This is a genomic window from Hydrogenophaga sp. UC242_53 (genome assembly GCF_042696965.1).
Taxonomy (GTDB): Bacteria; Pseudomonadota; Gammaproteobacteria; order Burkholderiales; family Burkholderiaceae_C; genus Hydrogenophaga.
This window is the reverse complement of record NZ_CP170552.1, coordinates 4,690,795-4,711,252: the sequence shown is the minus strand read 5'-3', so window position 1 is coordinate 4,711,252 and position 20,458 is coordinate 4,690,795. Positions and strand designations below refer to the sequence as shown.

Annotated in this window: 19 protein-coding genes; 6 read left to right on the top strand and 13 right to left on the bottom strand. The window is 71.3% G+C overall.

What is annotated here, in order from left to right; all coding sequences use genetic code 11:
- Positions 1-23: 23 nt before the first annotated feature.
- The 6 genes from ACFJI0_RS23655 to fba all read left to right on the top strand — a co-directional run bounded on the left by ACFJI0_RS23655 (position 24) and on the right by fba (position 6,990).
- Complete coding sequence (locus tag ACFJI0_RS23655) at positions 24-902, top strand: phosphoribulokinase (RefSeq protein WP_382322574.1); 879 nt, start codon at positions 24-26, stop codon at positions 900-902.
- Entirely contained in the window at positions 899-2,974 is a 2,076-nt protein-coding gene (gene tkt, locus ACFJI0_RS23650; protein WP_382322573.1) for a transketolase, read from the top strand. Before ACFJI0_RS23655 ends, tkt begins: the two co-directional genes overlap by 4 nt.
- Before the next feature lie 61 nt (positions 2,975-3,035).
- Complete coding sequence (locus tag ACFJI0_RS23645; RefSeq protein WP_382322572.1) at positions 3,036-3,704, top strand: HAD-IA family hydrolase; 669 nt, start codon at positions 3,036-3,038, stop codon at positions 3,702-3,704.
- A 6-nt stretch (positions 3,705-3,710) separates the two neighbouring features.
- The gene (gene gap, locus ACFJI0_RS23640; RefSeq protein WP_382322571.1) at positions 3,711-4,727 is read left to right on the top strand and encodes a type I glyceraldehyde-3-phosphate dehydrogenase; all 1,017 of its coding nucleotides are present in this window, start codon (positions 3,711-3,713) and stop codon (positions 4,725-4,727) included.
- Positions 4,724-5,917 carry a phosphoglycerate kinase gene (locus tag ACFJI0_RS23635; RefSeq protein WP_382322570.1) on the top strand — a complete coding sequence of 398 codons (1,194 nt, stop codon included), beginning with the start codon at positions 4,724-4,726 and terminating at the stop codon, positions 5,915-5,917. The genes gap and ACFJI0_RS23635 overlap by 4 nt, the downstream gene beginning before the upstream one ends.
- Before the next feature lie 35 nt (positions 5,918-5,952).
- A complete protein-coding gene (gene fba / locus ACFJI0_RS23630; protein ID WP_382322569.1) occupies positions 5,953-6,990 on the top strand; it encodes a class II fructose-bisphosphate aldolase in 1,038 nt (345 codons plus the stop codon).
- Here fba and ACFJI0_RS23625 read toward each other — a convergent pair.
- The 13 genes from ACFJI0_RS23625 to hybE are packed head-to-tail and all read right to left on the bottom strand — an operon-like array spanning position 6,981 to position 20,457.
- Positions 6,981-8,321: a sensor histidine kinase gene (locus ACFJI0_RS23625; RefSeq protein ID WP_382322568.1), complete on the bottom strand. Its 1,341-nt coding sequence runs from the start codon at positions 8,319-8,321 to the stop codon at positions 6,981-6,983. The two genes, fba and ACFJI0_RS23625, sit on opposite strands and share 10 nt — an antisense overlap.
- Positions 8,322-9,779 carry a nickel-dependent hydrogenase large subunit gene (locus ACFJI0_RS23620; RefSeq protein WP_382322567.1) on the bottom strand — a complete coding sequence of 486 codons (1,458 nt, stop codon included), beginning with the start codon at positions 9,777-9,779 and terminating at the stop codon, positions 8,322-8,324. It lies immediately after the preceding gene.
- Positions 9,776-10,777: a HupU protein gene (locus ACFJI0_RS23615; protein ID WP_382322566.1), complete on the bottom strand. Its 1,002-nt coding sequence runs from the start codon at positions 10,775-10,777 to the stop codon at positions 9,776-9,778. Before ACFJI0_RS23615 ends, ACFJI0_RS23620 begins: the two co-directional genes overlap by 4 nt.
- A gap of 1 nt (position 10,778) precedes the next feature.
- A complete protein-coding gene (locus tag ACFJI0_RS23610; RefSeq protein WP_382322565.1) occupies positions 10,779-12,233 on the bottom strand; it encodes a sigma-54-dependent transcriptional regulator in 1,455 nt (484 codons plus the stop codon).
- Positions 12,230-13,966 (bottom strand): enoyl-CoA hydratase-related protein, encoded by a 1,737-nt coding sequence (locus ACFJI0_RS23605; RefSeq protein ID WP_382322564.1) that lies wholly within the window; start codon positions 13,964-13,966, stop codon positions 12,230-12,232. Before ACFJI0_RS23605 ends, ACFJI0_RS23610 begins: the two co-directional genes overlap by 4 nt.
- Positions 13,967-13,970: 4 nt before the next feature.
- On the bottom strand, positions 13,971-15,083 hold the full coding sequence (gene hypE, locus ACFJI0_RS23600) for a hydrogenase expression/formation protein HypE (RefSeq protein ID WP_382322563.1): 1,113 nt from the start codon (positions 15,081-15,083) through the stop codon (positions 13,971-13,973).
- Positions 15,080-16,240 carry a hydrogenase formation protein HypD gene (gene hypD / locus ACFJI0_RS23595; RefSeq protein ID WP_382322562.1) on the bottom strand — a complete coding sequence of 387 codons (1,161 nt, stop codon included), beginning with the start codon at positions 16,238-16,240 and terminating at the stop codon, positions 15,080-15,082. The genes hypE and hypD overlap by 4 nt, the downstream gene beginning before the upstream one ends.
- Positions 16,237-16,473 carry a HypC/HybG/HupF family hydrogenase formation chaperone gene (locus ACFJI0_RS23590; protein WP_382322561.1) on the bottom strand — a complete coding sequence of 79 codons (237 nt, stop codon included), beginning with the start codon at positions 16,471-16,473 and terminating at the stop codon, positions 16,237-16,239. Before ACFJI0_RS23590 ends, hypD begins: the two co-directional genes overlap by 4 nt.
- Positions 16,464-17,639, bottom strand: coding sequence for a carbamoyltransferase HypF (locus ACFJI0_RS23585; protein WP_382322560.1), 1,176 nt, complete (start codon positions 17,637-17,639; stop codon positions 16,464-16,466). Before ACFJI0_RS23585 ends, ACFJI0_RS23590 begins: the two co-directional genes overlap by 10 nt.
- Entirely contained in the window at positions 17,636-18,505 is an 870-nt protein-coding gene (gene hypB, locus ACFJI0_RS23580) for a hydrogenase nickel incorporation protein HypB (protein WP_382322559.1), read from the bottom strand. Before hypB ends, ACFJI0_RS23585 begins: the two co-directional genes overlap by 4 nt.
- Positions 18,506-18,531: 26 nt before the next feature.
- The gene (locus ACFJI0_RS23575; protein WP_382322558.1) at positions 18,532-18,879 is read right to left on the bottom strand and encodes a hydrogenase maturation nickel metallochaperone HypA; all 348 of its coding nucleotides are present in this window, start codon (positions 18,877-18,879) and stop codon (positions 18,532-18,534) included.
- The gene (locus ACFJI0_RS23570) at positions 18,872-20,011 is read right to left on the bottom strand and encodes a hypothetical protein (protein WP_382322557.1); all 1,140 of its coding nucleotides are present in this window, start codon (positions 20,009-20,011) and stop codon (positions 18,872-18,874) included. Before ACFJI0_RS23570 ends, ACFJI0_RS23575 begins: the two co-directional genes overlap by 8 nt.
- Positions 20,008-20,457 carry a [NiFe]-hydrogenase assembly chaperone HybE gene (gene hybE, locus ACFJI0_RS23565; protein WP_382322556.1) on the bottom strand — a complete coding sequence of 150 codons (450 nt, stop codon included), beginning with the start codon at positions 20,455-20,457 and terminating at the stop codon, positions 20,008-20,010. Before hybE ends, ACFJI0_RS23570 begins: the two co-directional genes overlap by 4 nt.
- Position 20,458: the final 1 nt, after the last annotated feature.

Genomic DNA, 20,458 nt, shown 5'->3' with positions numbered 1-20,458 from the left:
CTTCAACTCCACGGGACATCACCATGTCTGAGCGCCACCCCATCATCGCCATCACCGGCTCGTCGGGCGCGGGAACCACCTCGGTCACCCGCACCTTCGAGAACATCTTCCGCCGCGAAGGCGTCACCGCCGCCATCATCGAAGGCGACAGCTTCCACCGCCACGACCGTCAGCAAATGAAGCTGCGCCAGGCCGAGGCCGAGCGCGCGGGCAACGGCCACTTCAGCCACTTCGGCCCCGAGAACAACCTGTTCCCCGAGCTGGAGGCGCTGTTCGCCAGCTACGGCCGCAGCGGCACCGGCCAGTCGCGCAAGTACCTGCACGACGCCGAAGAGGCCGCGCCCTGGAAACAGGCGCCCGGCACCTTCACGCCCTGGCAGGAGCTGCCCCAGGACACCGACCTGCTGTTCTACGAAGGCCTGCACGGCGCCGTGGTCACGCCCGAAGTCAACATCGCCCAGCACCCCGACCTGCTCATCGGTGTCGTGCCCGTGATCAACCTCGAATGGATCCAGAAGCTCTGGCGCGACAAGTCCAAGCGCGGCTACAGCACCGAGGCCGTCACCGACACCATCCTGCGCCGCATGCCCGACTACGTGAACTACATCTGCCCGCAGTTCGCGCACACGCACGTCAACTTCCAGCGCGTGCCCTGCGTGGACACCTCCAACCCCTTCATCGCGCGCGAGATCCCGGCGCCCGACGAGAGCTTCGTCGTGATCCGCTTCGCCAAGCCCAAGGGCATCGACTTCCAGTACCTGCTGAGCATGGTGCACGACTCCTTCATGTCGCGCGCCAACACCATCGTGGTGCCCGGCGGCAAGATGGAGCTGGCGATGCAGCTGATCTTCACGCCCTTCATCTGGCGCATGATGGAGCGCAAACAAAGGGCGTTCGCATGAGCGCGCGCCAACCCCCGAACCTCGACCTCGCGCGCCGCATCGCCAACGCGATCCGCCTGCTCTCGGTGGACGCGGTGGAGGCCGCGCAGTCCGGCCACCCCGGCGCGCCCATGGGCATGGCCGACATCGCCGAGGTGCTGTGGAACCGCCACCTGCGCCACCACCCGGCCAACCCGAACTGGTTCGACCGCGACCGCTTCGTGCTCTCCAACGGCCACGGCTCCATGCTGCTCTACGCGCTGCTGCACCTCACGGGTTACGACCTGTCGATGGACGACCTGCGCCAGTTCCGCCGCCTGCACAGCAAGACCGCCGGTCACCCCGAGGTCGGTGTGACGCCCGGCGTGGAAACCACCACCGGCCCGCTCGGCCAGGGCCTGGCCAACGCCGTCGGCATGGCGCTGGCCGAGAAGCTGCTGGCCACCGAGTACAACCGGCCGGGCCACGCCATCGTGGACCACCACACCTACGTGTTCCTGGGCGACGGCTGCCTGATGGAAGGCATCAGCCACGAAGCGTGCTCGCTCGCCGGCACGCTGCGCCTGTCGAAACTGGTGGCGCTCTACGACGACAACGGCATCTCCATCGACGGCCACGTGCAGGGCTGGTTCACCGACGACACGCCGCGCCGCTTCGCCGCCTACGGCTGGCAGGTGGTCACGGTGGACGGCCACGACCCCGGCGCGATCGACGCGGCGCTGCGCCGCGCGCGCAGCGCCAGCGCACAGGCCGAAGGCAAGCCCACGCTGATCTGCTGCAAGACCATCATCGGCAAGGGCGCGCCCCACAAACAGGGCAGCCACGACGTGCACGGCGCCGCGCTCGGTGCGGCCGAAGTGCAGGCCACGCGCGAGGCCCTGGGCTGGACCGCCGCGCCGTTCGAGATCCCGGCCGACATCGCCGCCGCCTGGAACGCCACCGAACGCGGCCACGCGCTCGAAGCCGACTGGCAGGCGCGCTTCGCCGCCTACCGCGAGGCCTACCCGGCCGAGGCCGCCGAGTTTCACCGCCGCCTGGTCGGCGAACTGCCCGAGGGTTTCGCCGACGGCCTGCCCGCGCTCGTCGCGGCCCTGGGCCGGCGCACCGACGCCATCGCCACGCGCAAGGCCAGCCAGCTCGCGCTCGACGCCCTGGCGCCGCAACTGCCCGAAATCTTCGGTGGCAGCGCCGACCTCACCAGCTCCAACCTCACGAACTTCAAGGGCTGCGTCACCGCCGGCCCCGACAAGGCCGGCCGCTTCACCGGCGGCAACCACCTGAGCTATGGCGTGCGCGAGTTCGGCATGGCCGCGATCATGAACGGCCTGGCCCTGCACGGCGGCTTCATTCCCTACGGCGGCACCTTCCTCGCCTTCAGCGACTACAGCCGCAACGCCGTGCGCATGGCCGCGCTGATGAAGCTGCAGGTGATCCACGTCTTCACGCACGATTCCATCGGCCTGGGCGAAGACGGCCCGACCCACCAGCCGGTGGAGCACGTGCCCAGCCTGCGCCTCATCCCGGGGCTGGACGTGTGGCGACCCGGCGATGCGCTGGAAACCGCCGTGGCCTGGGCCCACGCCCTGCAGCGCCGCGACGGCCCCACCGCGCTCGCGCTCTCGCGCCAGAACCTGCCGCCGCTGGGCGACGAGACCCGCGCCACCGCCATCCAGCGCGGCGGTTACGTGCTCTCGGACATGCCGGGCGCGCAGGCCCTCATCCTCGCCACCGGCTCCGAAACGGTGCTGGCCCTGCAGGCGCAGACCGCGCTCGCGGCCGAGGGCATCGCCGTGCGCGTGATCTCCATGCCCAGCACCAGCGTGTTCGACCGGCAGGACACCGCCTGGCAGGACGCCGTGCTGCCGCCCGCGCTGCCCGCCGTGGCGGTGGAGGCCGCGCACCCCGACTTCTGGCGCAAGTACGTAGGCCGCACGGGCCGTGTCGTGGGCATGAGCAGCTTCGGCGAATCGGCTCCCGCGAAAGACCTGTACGCGCACTTCGGCATCACCGCGGCGCGCGTGGCCGACGAGGTGCGCGCGCTGCTGCATCCGCGCCCCCGTGTGCGGGCCGGCATCGAGGCGGAGGCCGCATGAGCGCCGCGCCGGGCCGCCCCAAGCCAGCTCGCACCGCAGTGCGCAGCACGGAGGTTTCACCATGAGCGCCATCGACCTGGCGATGTTCGACCTCGACGGCACGCTGGTCGCCACCGCCGGCGAGATCGGCGACGCCGTCAACGACACCCTGGTGCGCTTCGACCTGCCCGCCGTCTCGCCGGTGCAGGTGGAGCGCTGGATCGGCCACGGCACGCGCGAGCTGCTGATCCAGGCCCTGGCCTCGGCCGGCAAGACCGAGGTGGCCGCAGTGCGCGCCAGCAGCGCCTTGCCGCTGATCGCCGCCGAGTTCGACCGCCACTACCAGCGCCGCTGCGGCACGCGCAGCCAGCTCTACCCCCAGGTGCGCGAAACCCTCACCGCCCTGCGCGAACGCGGCGTGAAACTCGCCGTGGTCACCAACAAGGAAAGCCGCTACACCGCCACCGTGATGGACGCGCACCGCCTCGCGCCCCTGTTTCACCGTGTGATCAGCGGCGACACCCTGCCCACCAAAAAGCCCGATCCGGCCGGCATCCACAGCTGCCTGGCGCTGTTCCAGGTGCCGCCCGAGCGCGCGCTCTTCGTGGGCGATTCGTCCATCGACGTGGCCACCGCGCGCAACGCCGGTGTGCGCGTCTGGGCCCTGCCCTATGGCTACAACATGGGCGAGCCCATCACCGCCTGCGCGCCCGACCGCGTCATTCCCGACCTCTCCGCCCTGCTGAACTGAACCCCCATGACACAGAAAGCTCCCCTCCGCCTCGGCATCAACGGCTTCGGCCGCATCGGCCGCAACGTGCTGCGCAGCGCCATCCAGAACTTCCAAGACATTGAAGTGGTGGCGATCAACGACCTGCTCGAGCCCGACTACCTGGCCTACATGCTGCAGTACGACAGCGTGCACGGCCGCTTCAAGGGCGAAGTCAAGGTCGAGGGCAACACCCTGATCGTCAACGGCAAGAAGATCCGCCTGACGCAGGAGCGCGACCCCGCCAACCTCAAATGGAACGAAGTCGGCGCCGACGTCGTCATCGAATCGACCGGCCTGTTCCTGGACAAGGTCACGGCCCAGAAGCACCTGGACGCGGGCGCGAAGAAGGTCATCCTCTCGGCCCCCTCCAAGGACGACACCCCGATGTTCGTCTTCGGCGTCAACGACAAGACCTACAAGGGCGAGGCCATCATCTCCAACGCCTCGTGCACCACCAACTGCCTGGCGCCGATCGCCAAGGTGCTCAACGACAAGTGGGGCATCAAGCGCGGCCTGATGACCACGGTGCACGCGGCCACGGCCACGCAGAAGACGGTGGACGGCCCGAGCAACAAGGACTGGCGCGGTGGCCGCGGCATCCTGGAGAACATCATCCCCAGCAGCACGGGCGCGGCCAAGGCCGTGGGCGTGGTGATTCCCGAGCTCAACAAGAAGCTCACGGGCATGAGCTTCCGGGTGCCGACCAGCGACGTGTCGGTGGTGGACCTGACGGTGGAGCTGAACAAGGACGCGACGTACGAAGAGATCTGCGCGGAGATGAAGGCGCAGAGCGAAGGCGCCTTGAAGGGCGTGCTGGGCTACACGACGGACAAGGTGGTGGCGACGGATTTCCGGGGCGACACGCGCACCTCGATCTTTGATGCCGACGCCGGCATCGCGCTGGACAAGACCTTCATCAAGGTCGTGAGCTGGTACGACAACGAGTGGGGCTACTCCAACAAGTGCCTGGAGATGGCGCGCGTCGTGGGCGGTTTCGCATGAGCGCGCTGCGTTTCGGCGACGTGTGCGCGAGCGGCTTCGCGCGCGGCAAGCGGATCTTCATCCGGGCGGACCTCAACGTGCCGCAGGACGGCGCCGGCCGCATCACCGAAGACACGCGCATCCGCGCGAGCCTGCCGGCCATCCAGCTGGCGCTGGACGCCGGCGCGGCCGTGATGGTCACCAGCCACCTGGGCCGCCCCACCGAAGGCGCCTTCAAGCCCGAGGACTCGCTGGCCCCCGTGGCCGCGCGCCTGGGCGAGCTGCTGGACCGCCCGGTGCGCCTGGTCGCCAACTGGATCGACGGCGACTTCTCGGTCGCTCCCGGCGAAGTCGTGCTGCTGGAGAACTGCCGCCTCAACGTGGGCGAGAAGAAGAACAGCCCCGAACTGGCGAAGAAGCTCGGCGCCCTGTGCGACATCTTCGTGCACGACGCCTTCGGCACCGCCCACCGCGCCGAAGGCACGACCTACGGCATCGCCGAGACCGCGCCCATCGCCTCGGCCGGCCCGCTGCTGGCCGCCGAGATGGACGCGATTGCCAAGGCCCTCGCGGCCCCGAAGCGCCCGCTGGTGGCGATCGTGGCCGGCAGCAAGGTCAGCACCAAGCTGACCATCCTCAAGAGCCTGGCGAACAACGTGGACAACCTGATCGTGGGCGGCGGCATCGCCAACACCTTCATGCTGGCGGCCGGCCTCAAGATCGGCAAGAGCCTGGCCGAGGCCGACCTGGTGGGTGAGGCCAAGGCGGTGATCGAGGCCATGAAGGCGCGCGGCGCCGAAGTGCCGATCCCCACCGACGTGGTCACGGCCAAGGCCTTCGCGGCCGACGCGCCGGCCACGGTGAAGAAGGCCACGGAGGTGGCGGACGACGACCTGATCCTGGACATCGGCCCCGAGACGGCAGCCAAGCTGGCGGCGCAGCTGATGCAGGCCGGCACCATCGTGTGGAACGGCCCGGTGGGGGTGTTCGAGTTCGCGGCCTTCGAGGGCGGCACCAAGGCCATCGCGGACGCCATTGCGAAGAGCAGCGCGTTCAGCATCGCCGGCGGTGGCGACACGCTGGCGGCCATCGCCAAGTACGGCATCGAGAAGGACGTGGGCTACATCTCCACCGGCGGTGGCGCCTTCCTCGAGGTGCTCGAAGGCAAGACCTTGCCGGCCTTCGAGGTCCTCGAACGCCGCGCGGCCTGATTTTTTTCCTTTTCACTTCACCCAGGAGCTTTCCCATGGCGCTCGTTTCCCTTCGCCAGGTGCTGGACCACGCGGCCGAACACGGCTACGGCGTGCCCGCCTTCAACGTCAACAACCTCGAACAGATCCTGGCCATCATGGAGGCCGCGCAGGAGACCGACAGCCCGGTGATCCTGCAGGCCTCGGCGGGGGCGCGCAAGTACGCGGGCGAGGCCTACCTGCGCCACATGGTGCTGGCGGCGGTGGAAGCCCACCCGGACCTGCCCGTGGTGCTGCACCAGGACCACGGCGCCACGCCGGCCGTGTGCATGCAGTCCATCCGCTCGGGCTTCACCAGCGTGATGATGGACGGCTCCCTGCGCGAGGACGGCAAGACGCCCGCCACCTACGACTACAACCTCGCGGTGACGCGCCGCGTCTGCGAGCTCGCGCACGCCGTCGGTGTGTCGGTGGAAGGTGAACTCGGTTGCCTCGGTTCGCTCGAAACCGGCGAGGCCGGCGAAGAAGACGGCGTGGGCGCGGTGGGCAAGCTCACGCACGACATGATGCTCACCGACCCCGAGCAGGCCGAGGACTTCGTGCGCCGCACCGGCGTGGACGCGCTGGCCATCGCCATCGGCACCAGCCACGGCGCCTACAAGTTCACGCGCCAGCCCACCGGCGACATCCTCGCGATCGACCGCATCGCCGCCATCCACGCCCGCGTGCCCAACACCCACCTGGTGATGCACGGCAGCTCCAGCGTGCCGCAGGAGTGGCTGGCCATCATCCGCGAGCACGGCGGCGACATCAAGGAAACCTACGGCGTGCCGGTGGAAGAGATCCGGCGCGGCATCCAGAACGGCGTGCGCAAGGTCAACATCGACACCGACATCCGCCTGGCCATGACCGGTGCCATGCGCCAGACCTTCGCCAAAGAGCGCAGCGAGTTCGACCCGCGCAAGGCGCTGCTGGCGGCGAAGAAGGCCGCGCGCGGCGTGTGCCGCGAGCGCTTCGAGGCCTTCGGCAGCGCAGGGCAGGCCGGCAAGATGAAACCGGTGCCGCTGGACGCGATGGCCGAGGCCTATGCCTGAGGGAGTTCCAGCACGAACTCCGCGCCGCCGCCCTCGACGTTGCGCGCGCTCAGCCGCCCGCCGTGCTGCTCCACGATGCCGTAGCTGATCGACAGGCCCAGGCCGGTGCCCTTGCCCACCGGCTTGGTGGTGAAGAAGGGGTCGAAGATGCGCAGCAGGTGCTCGGGCGGGATGCCCGGGCCGTTGTCGCGCAGCGCCACGCGCACGGTGCCGTCCGCGCGCTCCAGCGACACCACGATGCGCGGCGCCTCGCGCTGGCCCACGGCGTCGAAGCCGTTCTGCAGCAGGTTCATCATCACCTGCTGCAGCTGGCCCGCGCTGCCCATCACGGTGCAGGTCTCGCCGGCCTGCCACTGCACCTCCACCGGGGCCGAGCGGCCCTTCTGCACCCAGTGGATCGCGCGCTCGATCACCTCCACCAGGTTCACCGGCTTGCGCTCTTCCGAGTCCATGGCCGAGAAGCGCTTGAGCCCGTGCACGATGTCGGCCGTGCGCTGCGCGCCCTCCAGCGTGCCCTCGATCAGCGAAGGCAGGTCCGCCAGCAGGTGCTCGATGCGCAGCTTGCGCCGCATCTCGTCCAGCACCGCCTCGGGCTCGTGCGCGTGCATCGCGGCCAGGTAGGTGCGCAGCCGTTCGCTGTACTTGCTGAGCGCGTGCACGTTGCCCAGCACGAAGCTGATCGGGTTGTTGAGCTCGTGCGCCACGCCCGCCACCAGCTGGCCCAGCGAGGCCATCTTCTCCGAGTGCAGCAGCTGCTGCTGCGTGCGCTTGAGGGCCTCGTGCGCGGCGCGCATCTCGTGGTACGCGCGCTTGAGTTCGGCCGTGGGCCGGCCCACCCACACCGTGCCCACGCGCCGGCCCTTGTCGCCGATGCGCGGCGTGCAGTTCGCGTCCACCGACACGGCCTGGCCCTGGCGGTCCAGCAGGTTGAGCTCGATCGCCTCGCCCGCGCGCGGCGCGTCGGCCTTCTCCATGGCCGCGCGCGCCAGCTCCCGGCTCGCGTCGTCGGCCAGCAAGGCGTACAGCGGCGTGCCGCTGAGCTGTTCCTCGGGGCGGCCGGTCAGCTCGCACAGCGCCGCGTTGGCCTGTTCGATCACCCCGTTCGCGTCGCACACCACCAGCACGTCCGACATCGAGGTCAGCACGCTGAAGATGAACTGCTGCGACTGCTCCAGCTCGGTGTTCTTCTTCTCCAGCTCCACCTCGTCGTCGATCAGGCGGGTGTAGACCTCGTCCATCTTCTGGATCACGTCCATCCAGGTGGACTCGTCCACGCCCTCCATCGGCACGGTGGGCAAGGGACTCTTGGCGCGCGCTTTTTTCGTGGCCATCTAGTGCACCGTGCAGACCATGCAGGGGTCGAAGGAGCGCACGATGTGCTGCACGGCCACCGGCGTCTTCTCGCCCTCGCGCACCGGCGCGTTCACCAGCGCCTGCTCCAGCGCGCCGGGCGTGCCGGCGGCGTCGCGCGGCGAAAAATTCCAGCTCGTGGGCGCGACGATCTGGTAGTTGGCGATGCGCCCGCGCCGCACCACCACCCAGTGGCCCAGGCTGCCGCGCGCCGCTTCCGACAGGCCCATGCCGCTGCCCTCGTCGGGCAGGTCCGAGGGCACGCAGAATGGCTCGGTGGGCCGCAGCGCGCCCAGCCAGTCCTCCATCAGCGGCACCACGCGCGCGAGTTCGAGCGCGCGCGCCAGCACGCGGGTGTAGACGTTGCCGCCGTGCCGCGCCACGGCGTCGCGCACCAGCGGGTGGCCGGCCGCGAGCTGGCGCGCGATCGCGCCGGTCTCCACCACCTCGCCGGCCAGGCGCGGCGCCTTGTTCCAGGTGTAGCCGCGCGCCTTGTCGGGGTCGGGTTTCGTCTGCCCCACCAGTGGGTGCAGCGGGCCGGCGCCGTCGGCCAGCCAGGCGTGCGTGGCGTCCTCGGTGATGGCCGCCGCGTCCACCGCGTCGAGCCGCGCGGTGTCTGCCCGCCACACGCCACCGGGCAGGGCGAAGCCGCCCTCGGGCTGGGCGTAGGCGCCGTAGCTCAGGTAACGCCCCGGGCCGGGGCCCAGGGTCTGCAGTTGCAGGTCGCGCACCAGCGTGAGGAAAAAGCGCAGGTCGCCGCCCAGCGGGTCCCGCGCGTGCCAGTCCCACAGCGCGTCTTCGGTGGCGATGGCGGTCACGGCCTCCAGCGGCGTGGCGAACAGCTGGCGCTCCAGGAAGGCGCGGAACTCGCGCACGCGCGAGAGCAGGCGCACGCGTTCGGCCGCGTCGATCGGCCGCGTGGAGCCGCCCGGCTCGATGGACTGCGTGTGCGGCCACTTGCCACCCAGCGTGCCCAGCAGCGTGAGCCAGCGCTGCCGCGCGGCGGTGGCCGCGCGCACCTGCTCGCCATGGTTCGGCGCGAAGCGGCGCACCGCCTCGGCGTGCCAGGCGTGGGCCGCGTACACCGGGCGCGTGAAGTCCGGCATGAAGAACAGGTAGAAGTGCGTGAGGTGGTCGGCCAGGTTCTCGGTCGCCAGGATCACGTTGCTCGCGTGCTGGCCGTTGGCCGGCATGGTGATGCCGCCGAGCGCGGCCAGCGCGCGCGCCGAGGCGACCGACTGCGACACCGAGCAGATGCCGCAGATGCGTGGCACGTACACCAGCGCGTCGTGCGGCGCCTTGCCCTGCAGGATCTGCTCGAAACCCCGGTACATGGTGGCGTTGACCTGGGCCGAGGCCACACGGTCGCCCTGCACGTCGAGCTGGACTTCGAGATCACCCTCGACGCGGTTGAAAGGACCGACCAGAAGACGGCTCATTTGAGGCGGGTCTTCCGGATGGCCGGCGTCACCACCAGGTGGTCGGCCACGGCGTTGTGCTTCACGCGCTTGGGCGTGGCGCTCTTGGAGAGCGAGGCCAGCGCGACGAACCAGGCCTTGGGCATGTCGGTGGGCAGGCCGATGGGGATGCCGGCGAGTTTGGGCGTTTCGTGGAAGGGGTGGCCCGGCTCCTGGAAGCCGGGCTCGGTGCAGGCGATGCAGGCATAACCCCCGCGCGTGCACGAGCCTTCGCCGTTCCACAGCCGCGTGTTGCAGTCGGCGTGCACCTGCGTGCCCTTGCAGCCCATGTGCTCCATCATGCAGCCCAGGTCCGACGGTTTTTCCGCGCTGGCCTTGAACTCGTAGTACTCGTTGCGCGTGCAGCCGTGGTGCACCAGCTGGTCGGCGTAGAAGCGCGGGCGGTTCAGCGGGTCGAGCTCGCCGGCGCCGAAGCCGTCGGCGGCCAGCGCCATCAGCGTGTCGATCACCCAGCTCGGGTGCGTGGGGCAGCCCGCGATGTTGATCACCGGCAGGCCGCTGGCCGAGCGGAAGGCTGCGCCCAGCAGGCCGCCGGCTTCGTCGTCCTCGTACTGCAGGCCGCAGGCGTCGGTGGGGTTGTCGCCGCCCGCCGTGATGCCGCCCCAGGCCGCGCAACTGCCCACGGCCAGCACGTGCTTGGCGCGCGCGCTCAGGCGTTTCACCCATTCGATCATCGGCAGCTGCGTGCCGGCCAGCATGTGGAAGCGGCCGGTGCCGTTGGGCCCGCGCAGCAGTGAGCCTTCCACGCACAGCGCATCGAGCCGCGTGCGGCCATCGAGCACCGCGTCCAGCAGGTCCAGCAGCTCGTCGCCGCTTTCCATCGAGAGCGAGGGGTGCCACAGCAGGTTCACACCCGCGTCGCGCAGGTGGCCCTGGAAGTCGGTGGTGTCGGCGCACAGCAGCGACATGCTGCAGCCACCACACCCACCGGATTGCAACCACAGGACGTTCAGTGCCATGTCATTTCTCCAATCCCAGGCGCTGCATCTTGCCGCGCAGGCCCACGCGCGAGAGGCCCAGCTCCTGCGCCACGCGGGTCTTGTTCCAGCGGTGCCGCTGCAGCGTCTCGCGCAGCACCATGGCTTCGATCACGTCCAGCCGCTCGGCCAGGGTGCCGCTGGTGGGCAGCGCGGCCTGCAGGTCGTCACCGCCATTGCCATGGCCCTGCAGCACGCGCCCCGAAAACGCGGCGGCGTCAAGCGCGCTGCCGTCCTGCAGCGCGAGCGCGCGCGCGATCTCGTTGCGCAGCTCGCGGATGTTGCCGGGCCAGGGGTAGGCCAGCAGACAGGCCAGCGTGGCGTCGGGCAGGGTGGCGCCGGGGTGGCCGAGTTCGCGCGCCACGTCCTGCAGCAGCTGGCGGGCGATGGGCGCGATGTCGGCCGCGCGCTCGCGCAGCGGCGGCACGGTGATGCTCACGCCCGCGAGGCGGTAGTACAGGTCTTCGCGGAACAGGCCTTCGCGCACGCGCTGCTCCAGGTCGCGGTGGGTGGCGGCGATCACGCGCACGTCCACCGGCACCGGGCGCGCGCCGCCCACGGGCCGCACCTCGCCTTCCTGCAGCACGCGCAGCAGCTTCACCTGGAAGGCCGGCGAGGTCTCGCCGATCTCGTCGAGGAACACCGTGCCTCCGTGCGCGCGCTGGAACAGGCCGGGGTGGTCTTCGTACGCGCCGGTGAAGGCGCCGCGCTTGTGGCCGAACAGCTCGGACTCCAGCAGCGTGTCGGGAATGGCGGCGCAGTTCTCCACCACGAAGGGGCCGGTCAGGCGCGGCGAGGCGTAGTGGATCGCGCGCGCCAGCAGCTCCTTGCCGGTGCCCGATTCGCCGAGCACCAGCACCGAGAGGTCGTAGCGCGCCACGCGCTGCGCCATCGCGCACACGCCGTCCAGCGGGCTGCCGGGGGCGCGCACCAGGCGGTCGAAACCGAAGCTGGCGCGCGCGCGGTCGATCTGCGTGGCGGTGCGCTGGCGCAGCACGCCGGTGCTGGTGCGCAGCTCCAGGTCGAGTCGGCTGGTCTGGCGCTGCAGGGCCTGCGCTTCGACCGCGTTGCGCACCGAGTCCAGCAGGTGGTCGGGCGCCCAGGGCTTGAGGATGTACTGGTAGATGCCGGCCTCGTTGATGCCGGCGATGATGTCTTCGCTGTCGGTGTAGCCCGAGATCACCATGCGCACCGCATCGGGCCAGCGCTCGCGCACTTCCTTGAGGAAGCTCACCCCCGTCATGCCGGGCATGCGCTGGTCGCACAGGATCACGCTCACCGGCTGGCGTTCGAGCAGGCCGCGCGCCTCGTCGGCGCTGCTGGCGGTGAACACGGTGAAGTCCTCGTCCAGCGTGCGGCGCATCGCGTCCTGCGAGCGCACCTCATCGTCCACCACCAGCACGGTGGGCAACACGTCGGTGGGGAAGGGCGCGTTCATCGGTGCACGGCCAGATGCCGGGGCGTCCACGCGTGCGGCAGCTTGTGCACGAAATGGTGGCGCGCCACGTGGTAGCTGGGGTCGAAGCCGTAGAAGTTGCGGTGCATGCGCGCGAGTTCCTGTTCGCGGTGGTGGGCCAGCGGGCGGCGCGCTTCGTCGCGCTCGCGGGTGGCCTGCTTGGCCGCCAGCCTCTGCGGCAGATTGTAGGAGGCCGCGAGCGCCAGCGCGCGCTGCAGACAACGGTCTTCAAAGCCCTCGCGTCCCGTTCCGTCGCAGTGGTCGATCAGCGTCAGGTGCCAGGCGTCGAGCGCGCGCAGCGGCGTGCGCTGGCGCATGAGCGCCTGCGCACCGGCCTCGCCCAGGCGGCGTGGCAGCAGGTAGGTCCAGTACTCCGAGCCGTACAGGTTGCCCATGTTCTTGTAGTGCGGGTTGAGCACCACGCCCTCGTGCGCCCACACCTCGTCGGCCGCGAGCGCGAGGAAGGCGCCACCCGCGCCCGCGTTGCCGCGCAGCAGGCTCACCGTGAGGCGGTCGGTGGTCTCGATCACCGCCAGGGCCAGGTCGTTCATGGCCTGGATGTTGCGCCACGAGGCGTCGGCCGCGCTGTCGCCGCTGCGGTGGGCGGCGGCCTCGATGGCGTTGAGGTCGATGCCGTTGCTGAAGAAGTCCTCGCCGCCCATGAGCAGCAGCACGTTCACCGGCCGCTCGCGCACCGCCTGCCAGGCCGCGCGCAGGCGCTCGCAGCGCCCGGTGGACATGGCGCCGTTGTGGAAGTCGAAATGCAGGCAGCCCACGCGCGCGCCCTCGGGGCCGTGCTCGCTGTAGCGCAGCTCGCCCCACTCGTCCTCGGGCCGTTGCAGCGGCGCGGGCAGCTCGGGCAGGGCGGCGGCCTCGGTGGCGAAGGCCTGTGCCGCCGCCTGCTTGAAACCGGCGGCTTCGCCCACGCGGCGCACATGGCCGATCCACACGCCGCCGTCGCGCGTGCGGCGAAGCAGCGCGCCGTCGCGCACCGCCAGCAGCTCACCCGGTGCCGCGTGCGCGAAACCCGCCATCGCCGCGCCGGACGCCGCGTGGCCGTCCATCAGGTGGCAGGCCTGGCCCCAGAGCGCGTCGAGCACGCCGGGCTGGCCGTCGGCGCAGCGCAGGCGCGCGAGCACCTCCGCCGTGGTGTGCTGCGCCCAGTGAATGGCGCGGTCGGCCTGGCGCATCGCGGGGCGCCATAACGCGGGCGGCGGTGGTTCGCCCGAGCGCTCGCCGTTTTGAAAGCGCTGCACGGCGGCCAGCGTGGCGGCGAGTGCGGCTTGCGTGACCTCGCGCCGGTACAGGCTGCCCTTGGCCGCCTGGCGCAAGGGAAAGGCCGCGTGCGCCCACACCGGGCCCGCGTCGAACTCGGCGTTGGCCTGCAGCACGGTCACGCCCCAGTCGCGCTCGCCGCGCAGCACCGCCCAGTCCAGCGCGTTCGGCCCCTGGTCGCCCGGCGGGCCGGGGTGCACCACCAGGCAAGGCAGTGCCTGCCACACGCTGGCCGGGATGCGGCGCTTCAGGAACGGCGCGATCAGCAGCTCGGGCTGGAACAGGGCCACCGCCTCTTCGGTCACGCGGTCGTTGATGTCCAGCTCCACGCTCACCCGGTGGCCGCGCGCGCGCAACTCGGCGAACAGCCGCTGCGTGAGGCTGTTGAAGCTGTGGCACAGCAGCAGGATGCGCAGGCCGGCAGGGGCCGGGGCGTTCATGGCATCAGCAGATCCGCGGCAACTGCTCGCCACTCAACCAGTCCACCACGCGCCGACCGCCGAAGCGCGTCGCGATCTGCACGAAGTGGTGCGGGTCGGCCGTCACCTCGCCGATGCGCGCGGCGTCCGTGCCCAGCGGGTGGGCGCGCATGGCCGCGAGCACGGCCTCGGCCGCCTCGGGCGCGCACACCGCGACCAGCTTGCCTTCGTTGGCCACGTAGAGCGGGTCCAGCCCGAGCAGCTCGCAGGCCGCGTCCACCTGCGGCCGCACGGGGATGGCGGCCTCCTGCAGCAGCATGCCCACGCCGGACTGGCGCGCGATCTCGTTGAGCGTGGTGGCCAGGCCGCCGCGCGTGGGGTCGCGCAGCACGCGCACGGTGCCCGGCGCGGCCGCGAGCATGGTCGCCACCAGCGTGTGCAAGGCGGCGGTGTCGCTTTCGATGGTGGTCTCGAAGGCCAGCGACTCGCGCTGCGAGAGCACGGCCACGCCGTGGTCGCCGATGGTGCCGGAGAGCAGCAGCACGTCGCCCGCACGCGCGTTGCGCCCGCTGATGTCCACGCCCGGCGGCAGCACGCCGATGCCGGTGGTGCTGATGAACACGCCGTCGCCCTTGCCTTTTTCCACCACCTTGGTGTCGCCGGTGACGATGGGCACGCCGGCCTCCCGCGCGGCCTGTGCCATGGAGCGCACCACGCGCTGCAGCTCGATCAGCGGGAAGCCTTCTTCCAGGATGAAGCTCGCGCTCAGCCACAGCGGCGTGGCGCCGGACATCGCCACGTCGTTGACGGTGCCGTGTACGGAGAGGCAGCCCACGTCGCCGCCGGGGAAGAACAGTGGCGAGACCACGTGGGCGTCGGTGGCGACCACCAGCCGGCCCTGGCCGGGATTCAGCGAGGGCAGGGGCAGCACCGCGCCGTCGTCGCCCTGGCGCAGCCAGGGGTTGTCGAAGGCGGCGAGGAACAGCTCCTCGATCAGCTGCGCGGCGGCCTTGCCGCCCGCGCCGTGGCCCATGTCCACGCGGCCGTGTTTGATGTCGAGCGGGCGCGTGTAGTTCTTCTTCACCGGGCGCGGTGCGGGGGCCTCGCCGCTGGCGGCCTGGTCGGTGTCGGTTCTCATGGCGTGGCCTCCTCGATGGCGGCGGTGGCGATGGGGATGTCTCGAAAGCGGCCGTAGGCGTAGTGCGCCGCGCAGGCGCCTTCGCTGGACACCATGCACGAGCCCACCGGGTTCTCGGGTGTGCACACGGTGCCGAAGATCTTGCAGTCGGTCGGCTTCTTCACGCCGCGCAGGATCGCGCCGCACTCGCAGGCCTTGTTGTCGGCCACCGGGCGGTAGGTCAGCGCGAAGCGGCGCTCGGCGTCGAATTCGGCATACGCCTCGCGGATCTTCAGCGCGCTGTAGGGCACCTCGCCCAGGCCGCGCCACTCGAAGCTGGGCCGCAGCTCGAACACCTCGGACACGAGCGCCTGCGCCTTGAGGTTGCCTTCGCTGGTGACGGCGCGCTTGAACTGGTTTTCCACGTGGGCGCGGCCTTCGTTGACCTGGCGCACCAGCATCAGGATGGCCTGCATCACGTCCAGCGGCTCGAAGCCGGCGATCACCACCGGCTTGCGGTACTCCTCGGCGAAGTGCTCGTAGGGGCCGGCACCGATCACGATGCTCACGTGCGCCGGGCCCACGAAACCGTCGATGGGCACGGTGCCGTACTCGCGCACCTCGGGCGACTCCAGGATGTGCGTGATGGCCGACGGCGTGAGCACATGGCAGCACAGCACGCTGAAATTGGTGAGGCCCTCGCGCTGCGCGAGCTGGATGGTGAGCGCGGTCGGTGGCGTGGTGGTCTCGAAGCCGATGGCGAAGAACACCACCTCGCGCTGCGGGTTCTGGCGCGCCAGGGCCAAGGCATCGGCGGCCGAGTACACCATGCGGATGTCGCCACCGCGCGCCTTGGCGCGGATCAAGGAAAGGCTTTCCGACGCCGGCACGCGCATGGTGTCGCCGTAGGTGCAGACGATGGCGCCCTGCGCGAGCGCCAGGCCGATCGCCTGGTCGATGCGGCCGATGGGCAGCACGCAGACCGGGCAGCCCGGGCCGTGCACCATCTTCACGTTGGGCGGCAGCAGCTCCATCACGCCGTAGCGCGAGATCGCGTGCGTGTGGCCGCCGCAGAACTCCATGAAGCTGTAGGTTCGGTCGGGGTGGGCTTCGGCGGCGATGCGCACACCCAGCTGCTGGGCAATCTCACCGTCGCGGAATTCGTCGATGTATTTCATGGTGTGGCCTCCTCGTTCAAACGGGCCATCTCGGCGAACAGCGCCAGCGTGCGCTCCGCCTCTTCGGGGTCGATGGTGCCGATGGCGTGGCCCACGTGCACGATCACGTAGTCGCCGACCTCCACATCGGCCACCAGGGCGATGGAGATCTCCTTGCGGATGCCGCCGAGATCGACCACCGCCTGGTCGTTGGGCCGCAGCTCCACCAGCCGCGCGGGGATGGCTAGGCACATGGTTCGGTTTCCTTTTCGTGGGGCGTTGTCTGAACGGAAGCGGGGGATTCGAGCTGGCGCGCGGCCGCCCAGGCCTGGCCCAGGGCCAGGCCGGCGTCGCCGCAGCCGTGCGGGCCGGGCAGGTGCACGCCGAGGCCGGCGCCGCGCAGGCGCTCGGTCACGCGCTCGCGCAGCAGGCGGTTGAAGAAGCAGCCGCCGCCCAGGCACACGGTGGTGCTGCCGTGGTCGTGCGCGGCGCGCGTGGCCCAGTGCGCCAGCGCATCGGCCAGCGCGAGGTGAAAACCCGCCGCCGCCTCGTCCACGCGGTCGGTGCGCACGTCGAGCAGCGCGGCGAACAGGCCGCGCAGGTCGAGCCGGCGCTGGCCGTCGGGCAGGGCGTCGGTGAGCAGGTCCACCAGCGAGGCGGGCAGGGGCGGCTGCGCCGGGTGCAAGGCGAGCCAGCGCGCGGCGGCGGCTTCGAGCGCGATGGCGGCCTCGGCCTCCTCGGTCTGGCGCACGCTCAGGCCCAGCGCGGCGGCGGCGGCGTCGAACCAGCGACCGGCGCTGCTGGTGGGCGGGCAGTTCAGCCCGCGCGCCAGCATCTGCTGCACGCCGCTGGCCGTGGCCTGGCCCACCACGGGGGCGAAGCGCGGCACGGTCTCCGCGCCCCGGCCCAGCGCGTGCAGGGCGCTGGCGGCCATGCGCCAGGGCTCGCGCGCGGCGCGGTCGCCGCCGGGCAGGGCCAGCGGGTGCAGGTGGCCCAGGCGCTGGCAGCGCGCGCCGTCCACCAGCAGCAGTTCACCGCCCCAGGCCTGGCCGTCATCGCCCAGGCCCACGCCGTCGAGTGCGAGGCCGATCACCGGGCCTTCGATGCCGTGTTCGGCCACCACGGCCGCGATGTGCGCGTGGTGGTGCTGCACACCGATGGCGGGCACGCCCAGCGATTCGGCGAGGTCCATCGCCAGTCGGCTGCTGAAGAAGTCCGGGTGCAGGTCGTGCGCCACCGCGGCCACCGGCCCGTGCTGTTGCAGCAGCGCGCGGGCCGAGGCTTCGAGCGCGGCGCAGGCGGCCGGGTCGCTCAGGTCGCCGTGCACCGCCGTCCAGTGGGCCCGGCCCTGCGCGTCGAGCAGGCACGCGGCGTTCTTCAGCCAGGCGCCGCAGGCGAGCACGGGGGTGGTGGCGATCATGCGTGGACGTGATGATCGTGGTCGTGGTGCATCTGGTGGTCCAGCCAGTGCAGCCAGGCGTCCATGCCGTCGCCGGTGGTGGCGCTGAGCTGGATCACCTCGATGCCCGGGTTCACGCGCCGCGCGAGCTCGATGCAGCGCGCCACGTCGAAGCGCACGTGCGGCAGCAGGTCGGTCTTGTTGAGCACCATCAACGAGGCGGCGGCGAACATGTCGGGGTACTTCAGCGGCTTGTCCTCGCCCTCGGTCACCGAGAGGATGGCCACCTTCGCGGCTTCGCCCAGGTCCCACACGGCGGGGCACACCAGGTTGCCCACGTTCTCGATGAACAGCAGGCTGTGTTCGTCGTGGTGGTGATGGTGGTGATCGTGGTCATGGTGATCACCGTGGTGCGAGTGCAGCCGCGCGAAGGCCTCGGCCACCATGGGCGCGTCGAGGTGGCAGCCCTTGCCGGTGTTGACCTGGATCGCGGGCGCGCCGGTGGCGCGGATGCGGTCGGCGTCGAAGCTGGTCTGCTGGTCGCCCTCGATCACCGCCACGTGCAGGCCGGGTGCGCGCGCCTTGAGCGCCTCGATGGTGGCGCACAGCAGCGTGGTCTTGCCCGAGCCCGGGCTGGACACCAGGTTGAGCGCGGTCACCCCGTGCGCATGGAAGTGCGCGCGGTTGTGCGCGGCCACGCGGTTGTTGGCGCCGAGGATGTCGGTCTCCAGCTTGATGGCGCGCGCCTGGCTCATGCCGGGCACCGAGACGCGCGCGGCGCCGGCACCGAAGTGCAGGTCGCCGTTGGCGGGGTTCACCTGCAGCGCGGCCGGCGCGGCCACGGCGGCGCCCGCGACATGGTCACTGCATCCACATACGACACACATGGTCGGTCTCCTGTTTTCGTGGGGGTTCAATCATCGGCCACCTGCATGTCCAGCACGCGCAATTCAGCGCCACCGGTCGGCTGCAGATGGAAACTGCCGCAAGCCGGGCAGGCGTCGCCGCGCTGGGCCAGGGCCACGGTCTGCGAACAGCCCAGGCACCAGGCCTGGCCCGGGGGTTCTTCGATCTCGATCGCCGCGCCTTCGAGCAGCGTGCCGGGGGCCAGCGCCTCCAATGCGAAGCGCAGCGCGCGCACGTCCACGCCCGCGAGCTGGCCGGCCTCGAGCCGCAGCGCGAGCAGGCGCTGGAAGCCTTCGCGCGCGGCCGTGTCTTCCACCAGCTGGAGCACGCCGCCGGCGAGGCTGGCCTCATGCATGGTCCACCTCCGGGGCGCGCGCGAGGTGTTCGATGGCGAAGGGCACGCAGGGGTCGAAGGCGGCCACCAGCAGGTTCACACGCCGCGCGATCGCGCAGTCGGGCAGCTCGGGGTCGAGCCGCGCCAGGCGCTGCGCCACCTCGCCTTGCGGGTGGAAGTTCCATTCGGTCGGCGCGACCACGCGGCAGGCCAGCACGCGCTGCGCCTCGGGGTCCACCTCGACCTGATGCACCAGCAGGCCACGCGCCATCTCCACCCAGGCCAGGCCGCGACGGGGGCCGGTGGCTACGGCGCCCCAGTCCAGGCAGGCGTCGCCGCCGTCGAGCGCGAGGCGCACCAGCTCGGCGATGCGGGTGCCCAGCAGCGCCCAGGGCGTGAGCGGCACGCCGTCGGCCACGGCACCGAGGCGGCTCCAGGGGCCGGTGTGGGCGCAGGCGCCATGCCACAGCGGGCGCAGCGCGAAGGCGGGTTTGTGCGCGAGCGTGGCGCCCAACATGCACAGGCTGGGCGGGTGGGCGTGCGGGCGCAGCGCGGTCTCGTGCGTGAGCGGGGCGAAGGCGTCGGCGCTGTGGGCGCGGCGCAGCAGCAGGGGCAGCCACTGTTCGTGGCGCTGGGCCCAGGTGTCGAGCCAGTCGGTGCCGCCGGCCTGCCAGGCCGCGAGCCAGTCGCTCGCGGGCAAGCGCAGCAGCGCGTGCTGCAGCCAGTGGCGCAGCGCGGGCCAGGGGGCGGGGTCGTCCTGCGCGGGCCAGGGGCAGCCGCGCAGCGCAGCGGCGGCCTGGGCCGCGGTGGGCGCGTCACCCGGTGCGAGCAGGCGCGGCCAGTCCAGGCCGATGCGGCGGAGGTGCTCGGCCGCGGTCTCGCGGCGCAGGCGCTCGGCCACGGCCTGGGGCGGCGGCAGCAGGCCGGGCGCGGCCGCGCCGATGGCGAGCTGGCAACACAGGCGGTGCGCGTGGCTGCAGAGGTTGAACAGGCTGGCCATCAGCCCGGGCAGGCGCGCCGGCGGCACGCCGTGGCCCATGCGCGCGGCCCAGTCCTGGCGCGTGCTCTGCAGGCTGTGCGGCGGCGGCGCGCCTGGCGTGAAGCGCAGGGCGCCCGCCAGGTGGGCCAGACCGCCGGGGGCGACCAGGTTCATGCGCGGCCTCCCAGGAAGAAGGCGCGGCGCGAGGGCACGGGTGGGGGGGTGACCTGGGGCGCGGGTCGGGTGAGCGCCAGCGCTTCGCGCGCGGTCTCGCGCGCCAGGGCCTGCGTGGCGAACTCGCCCATGGGCGAGAACAGCGCGCAGGTCTCGTGGTAGCCCACGGCGGGGTCGTGCGCGCCGATGAAGTCAAAGCGCTCGCTGCCGAAATCGCGAACGAAGCTGCGGCCCACCTGGCCGCCGTGCGGAAGCGGCTGCGCGGGCAGGCGCACCAGGCTCATGAACCAGGGCGTGATGAGCACGCCCTCGGCCACGGGGTCTTCGTCACCGGTCCTCGCCCACTCGAAGCCCACCGCTTCCACGCACAGCGCGGCATTGAGCAGCGGAACGCCCTGCATGCGCTCGGCCTGCACATGCCGGTAGAAGTCTTCGAGGGCTTGCACG

Bases quoted from the DNA above. Each gene is read 5' to 3' on its own strand.
- ACFJI0_RS23610 (WP_382322565.1), bottom strand. From the start codon at position 12,233: ATGAACGCGCCCTTCCCCACCGACGTGTTGCCCACCGTGCTGGTGGTG.
- ACFJI0_RS23620 (WP_382322567.1), bottom strand. From the start codon at position 9,779: ATGAGCCGTCTTCTGGTCGGTCCTTTCAACCGCGTCGAGGGTGATCTC.
- ACFJI0_RS23645 (WP_382322572.1), top strand. From the start codon at position 3,036: ATGAGCGCCATCGACCTGGCGATGTTCGACCTCGACGGCACGCTGGTC.
- ACFJI0_RS23585 (WP_382322560.1), bottom strand. From the start codon at position 17,639: ATGATCGCCACCACCCCCGTGCTCGCCTGCGGCGCCTGGCTGAAGAAC.
- ACFJI0_RS23605 (WP_382322564.1), bottom strand. From the start codon at position 13,966: ATGAACGCCCCGGCCCCTGCCGGCCTGCGCATCCTGCTGCTGTGCCAC.
- ACFJI0_RS23635 (WP_382322570.1), top strand. From the start codon at position 4,724: ATGAGCGCGCTGCGTTTCGGCGACGTGTGCGCGAGCGGCTTCGCGCGC.
- ACFJI0_RS23570 (WP_382322557.1), bottom strand. From the start codon at position 20,011: ATGAACCTGGTCGCCCCCGGCGGTCTGGCCCACCTGGCGGGCGCCCTG.
- tkt (WP_382322573.1), top strand. From the start codon at position 899: ATGAGCGCGCGCCAACCCCCGAACCTCGACCTCGCGCGCCGCATCGCC.
- gap (WP_382322571.1), top strand. From the start codon at position 3,711: ATGACACAGAAAGCTCCCCTCCGCCTCGGCATCAACGGCTTCGGCCGC.
- ACFJI0_RS23575 (WP_382322558.1), bottom strand. From the start codon at position 18,879: ATGCATGAGGCCAGCCTCGCCGGCGGCGTGCTCCAGCTGGTGGAAGAC.
- ACFJI0_RS23625 (WP_382322568.1), bottom strand. From the start codon at position 8,321: ATGGCCACGAAAAAAGCGCGCGCCAAGAGTCCCTTGCCCACCGTGCCG.
- hypE (WP_382322563.1), bottom strand. From the start codon at position 15,083: ATGAGAACCGACACCGACCAGGCCGCCAGCGGCGAGGCCCCCGCACCG.
- hypD (WP_382322562.1), bottom strand. From the start codon at position 16,240: ATGAAATACATCGACGAATTCCGCGACGGTGAGATTGCCCAGCAGCTG.
- ACFJI0_RS23615 (WP_382322566.1), bottom strand. From the start codon at position 10,777: ATGGCACTGAACGTCCTGTGGTTGCAATCCGGTGGGTGTGGTGGCTGC.
- ACFJI0_RS23590 (WP_382322561.1), bottom strand. From the start codon at position 16,473: ATGTGCCTAGCCATCCCCGCGCGGCTGGTGGAGCTGCGGCCCAACGAC.
- fba (WP_382322569.1), top strand. From the start codon at position 5,953: ATGGCGCTCGTTTCCCTTCGCCAGGTGCTGGACCACGCGGCCGAACAC.
- ACFJI0_RS23655 (WP_382322574.1), top strand. From the start codon at position 24: ATGTCTGAGCGCCACCCCATCATCGCCATCACCGGCTCGTCGGGCGCG.
- hypB (WP_382322559.1), bottom strand. From the start codon at position 18,505: ATGTGTGTCGTATGTGGATGCAGTGACCATGTCGCGGGCGCCGCCGTG.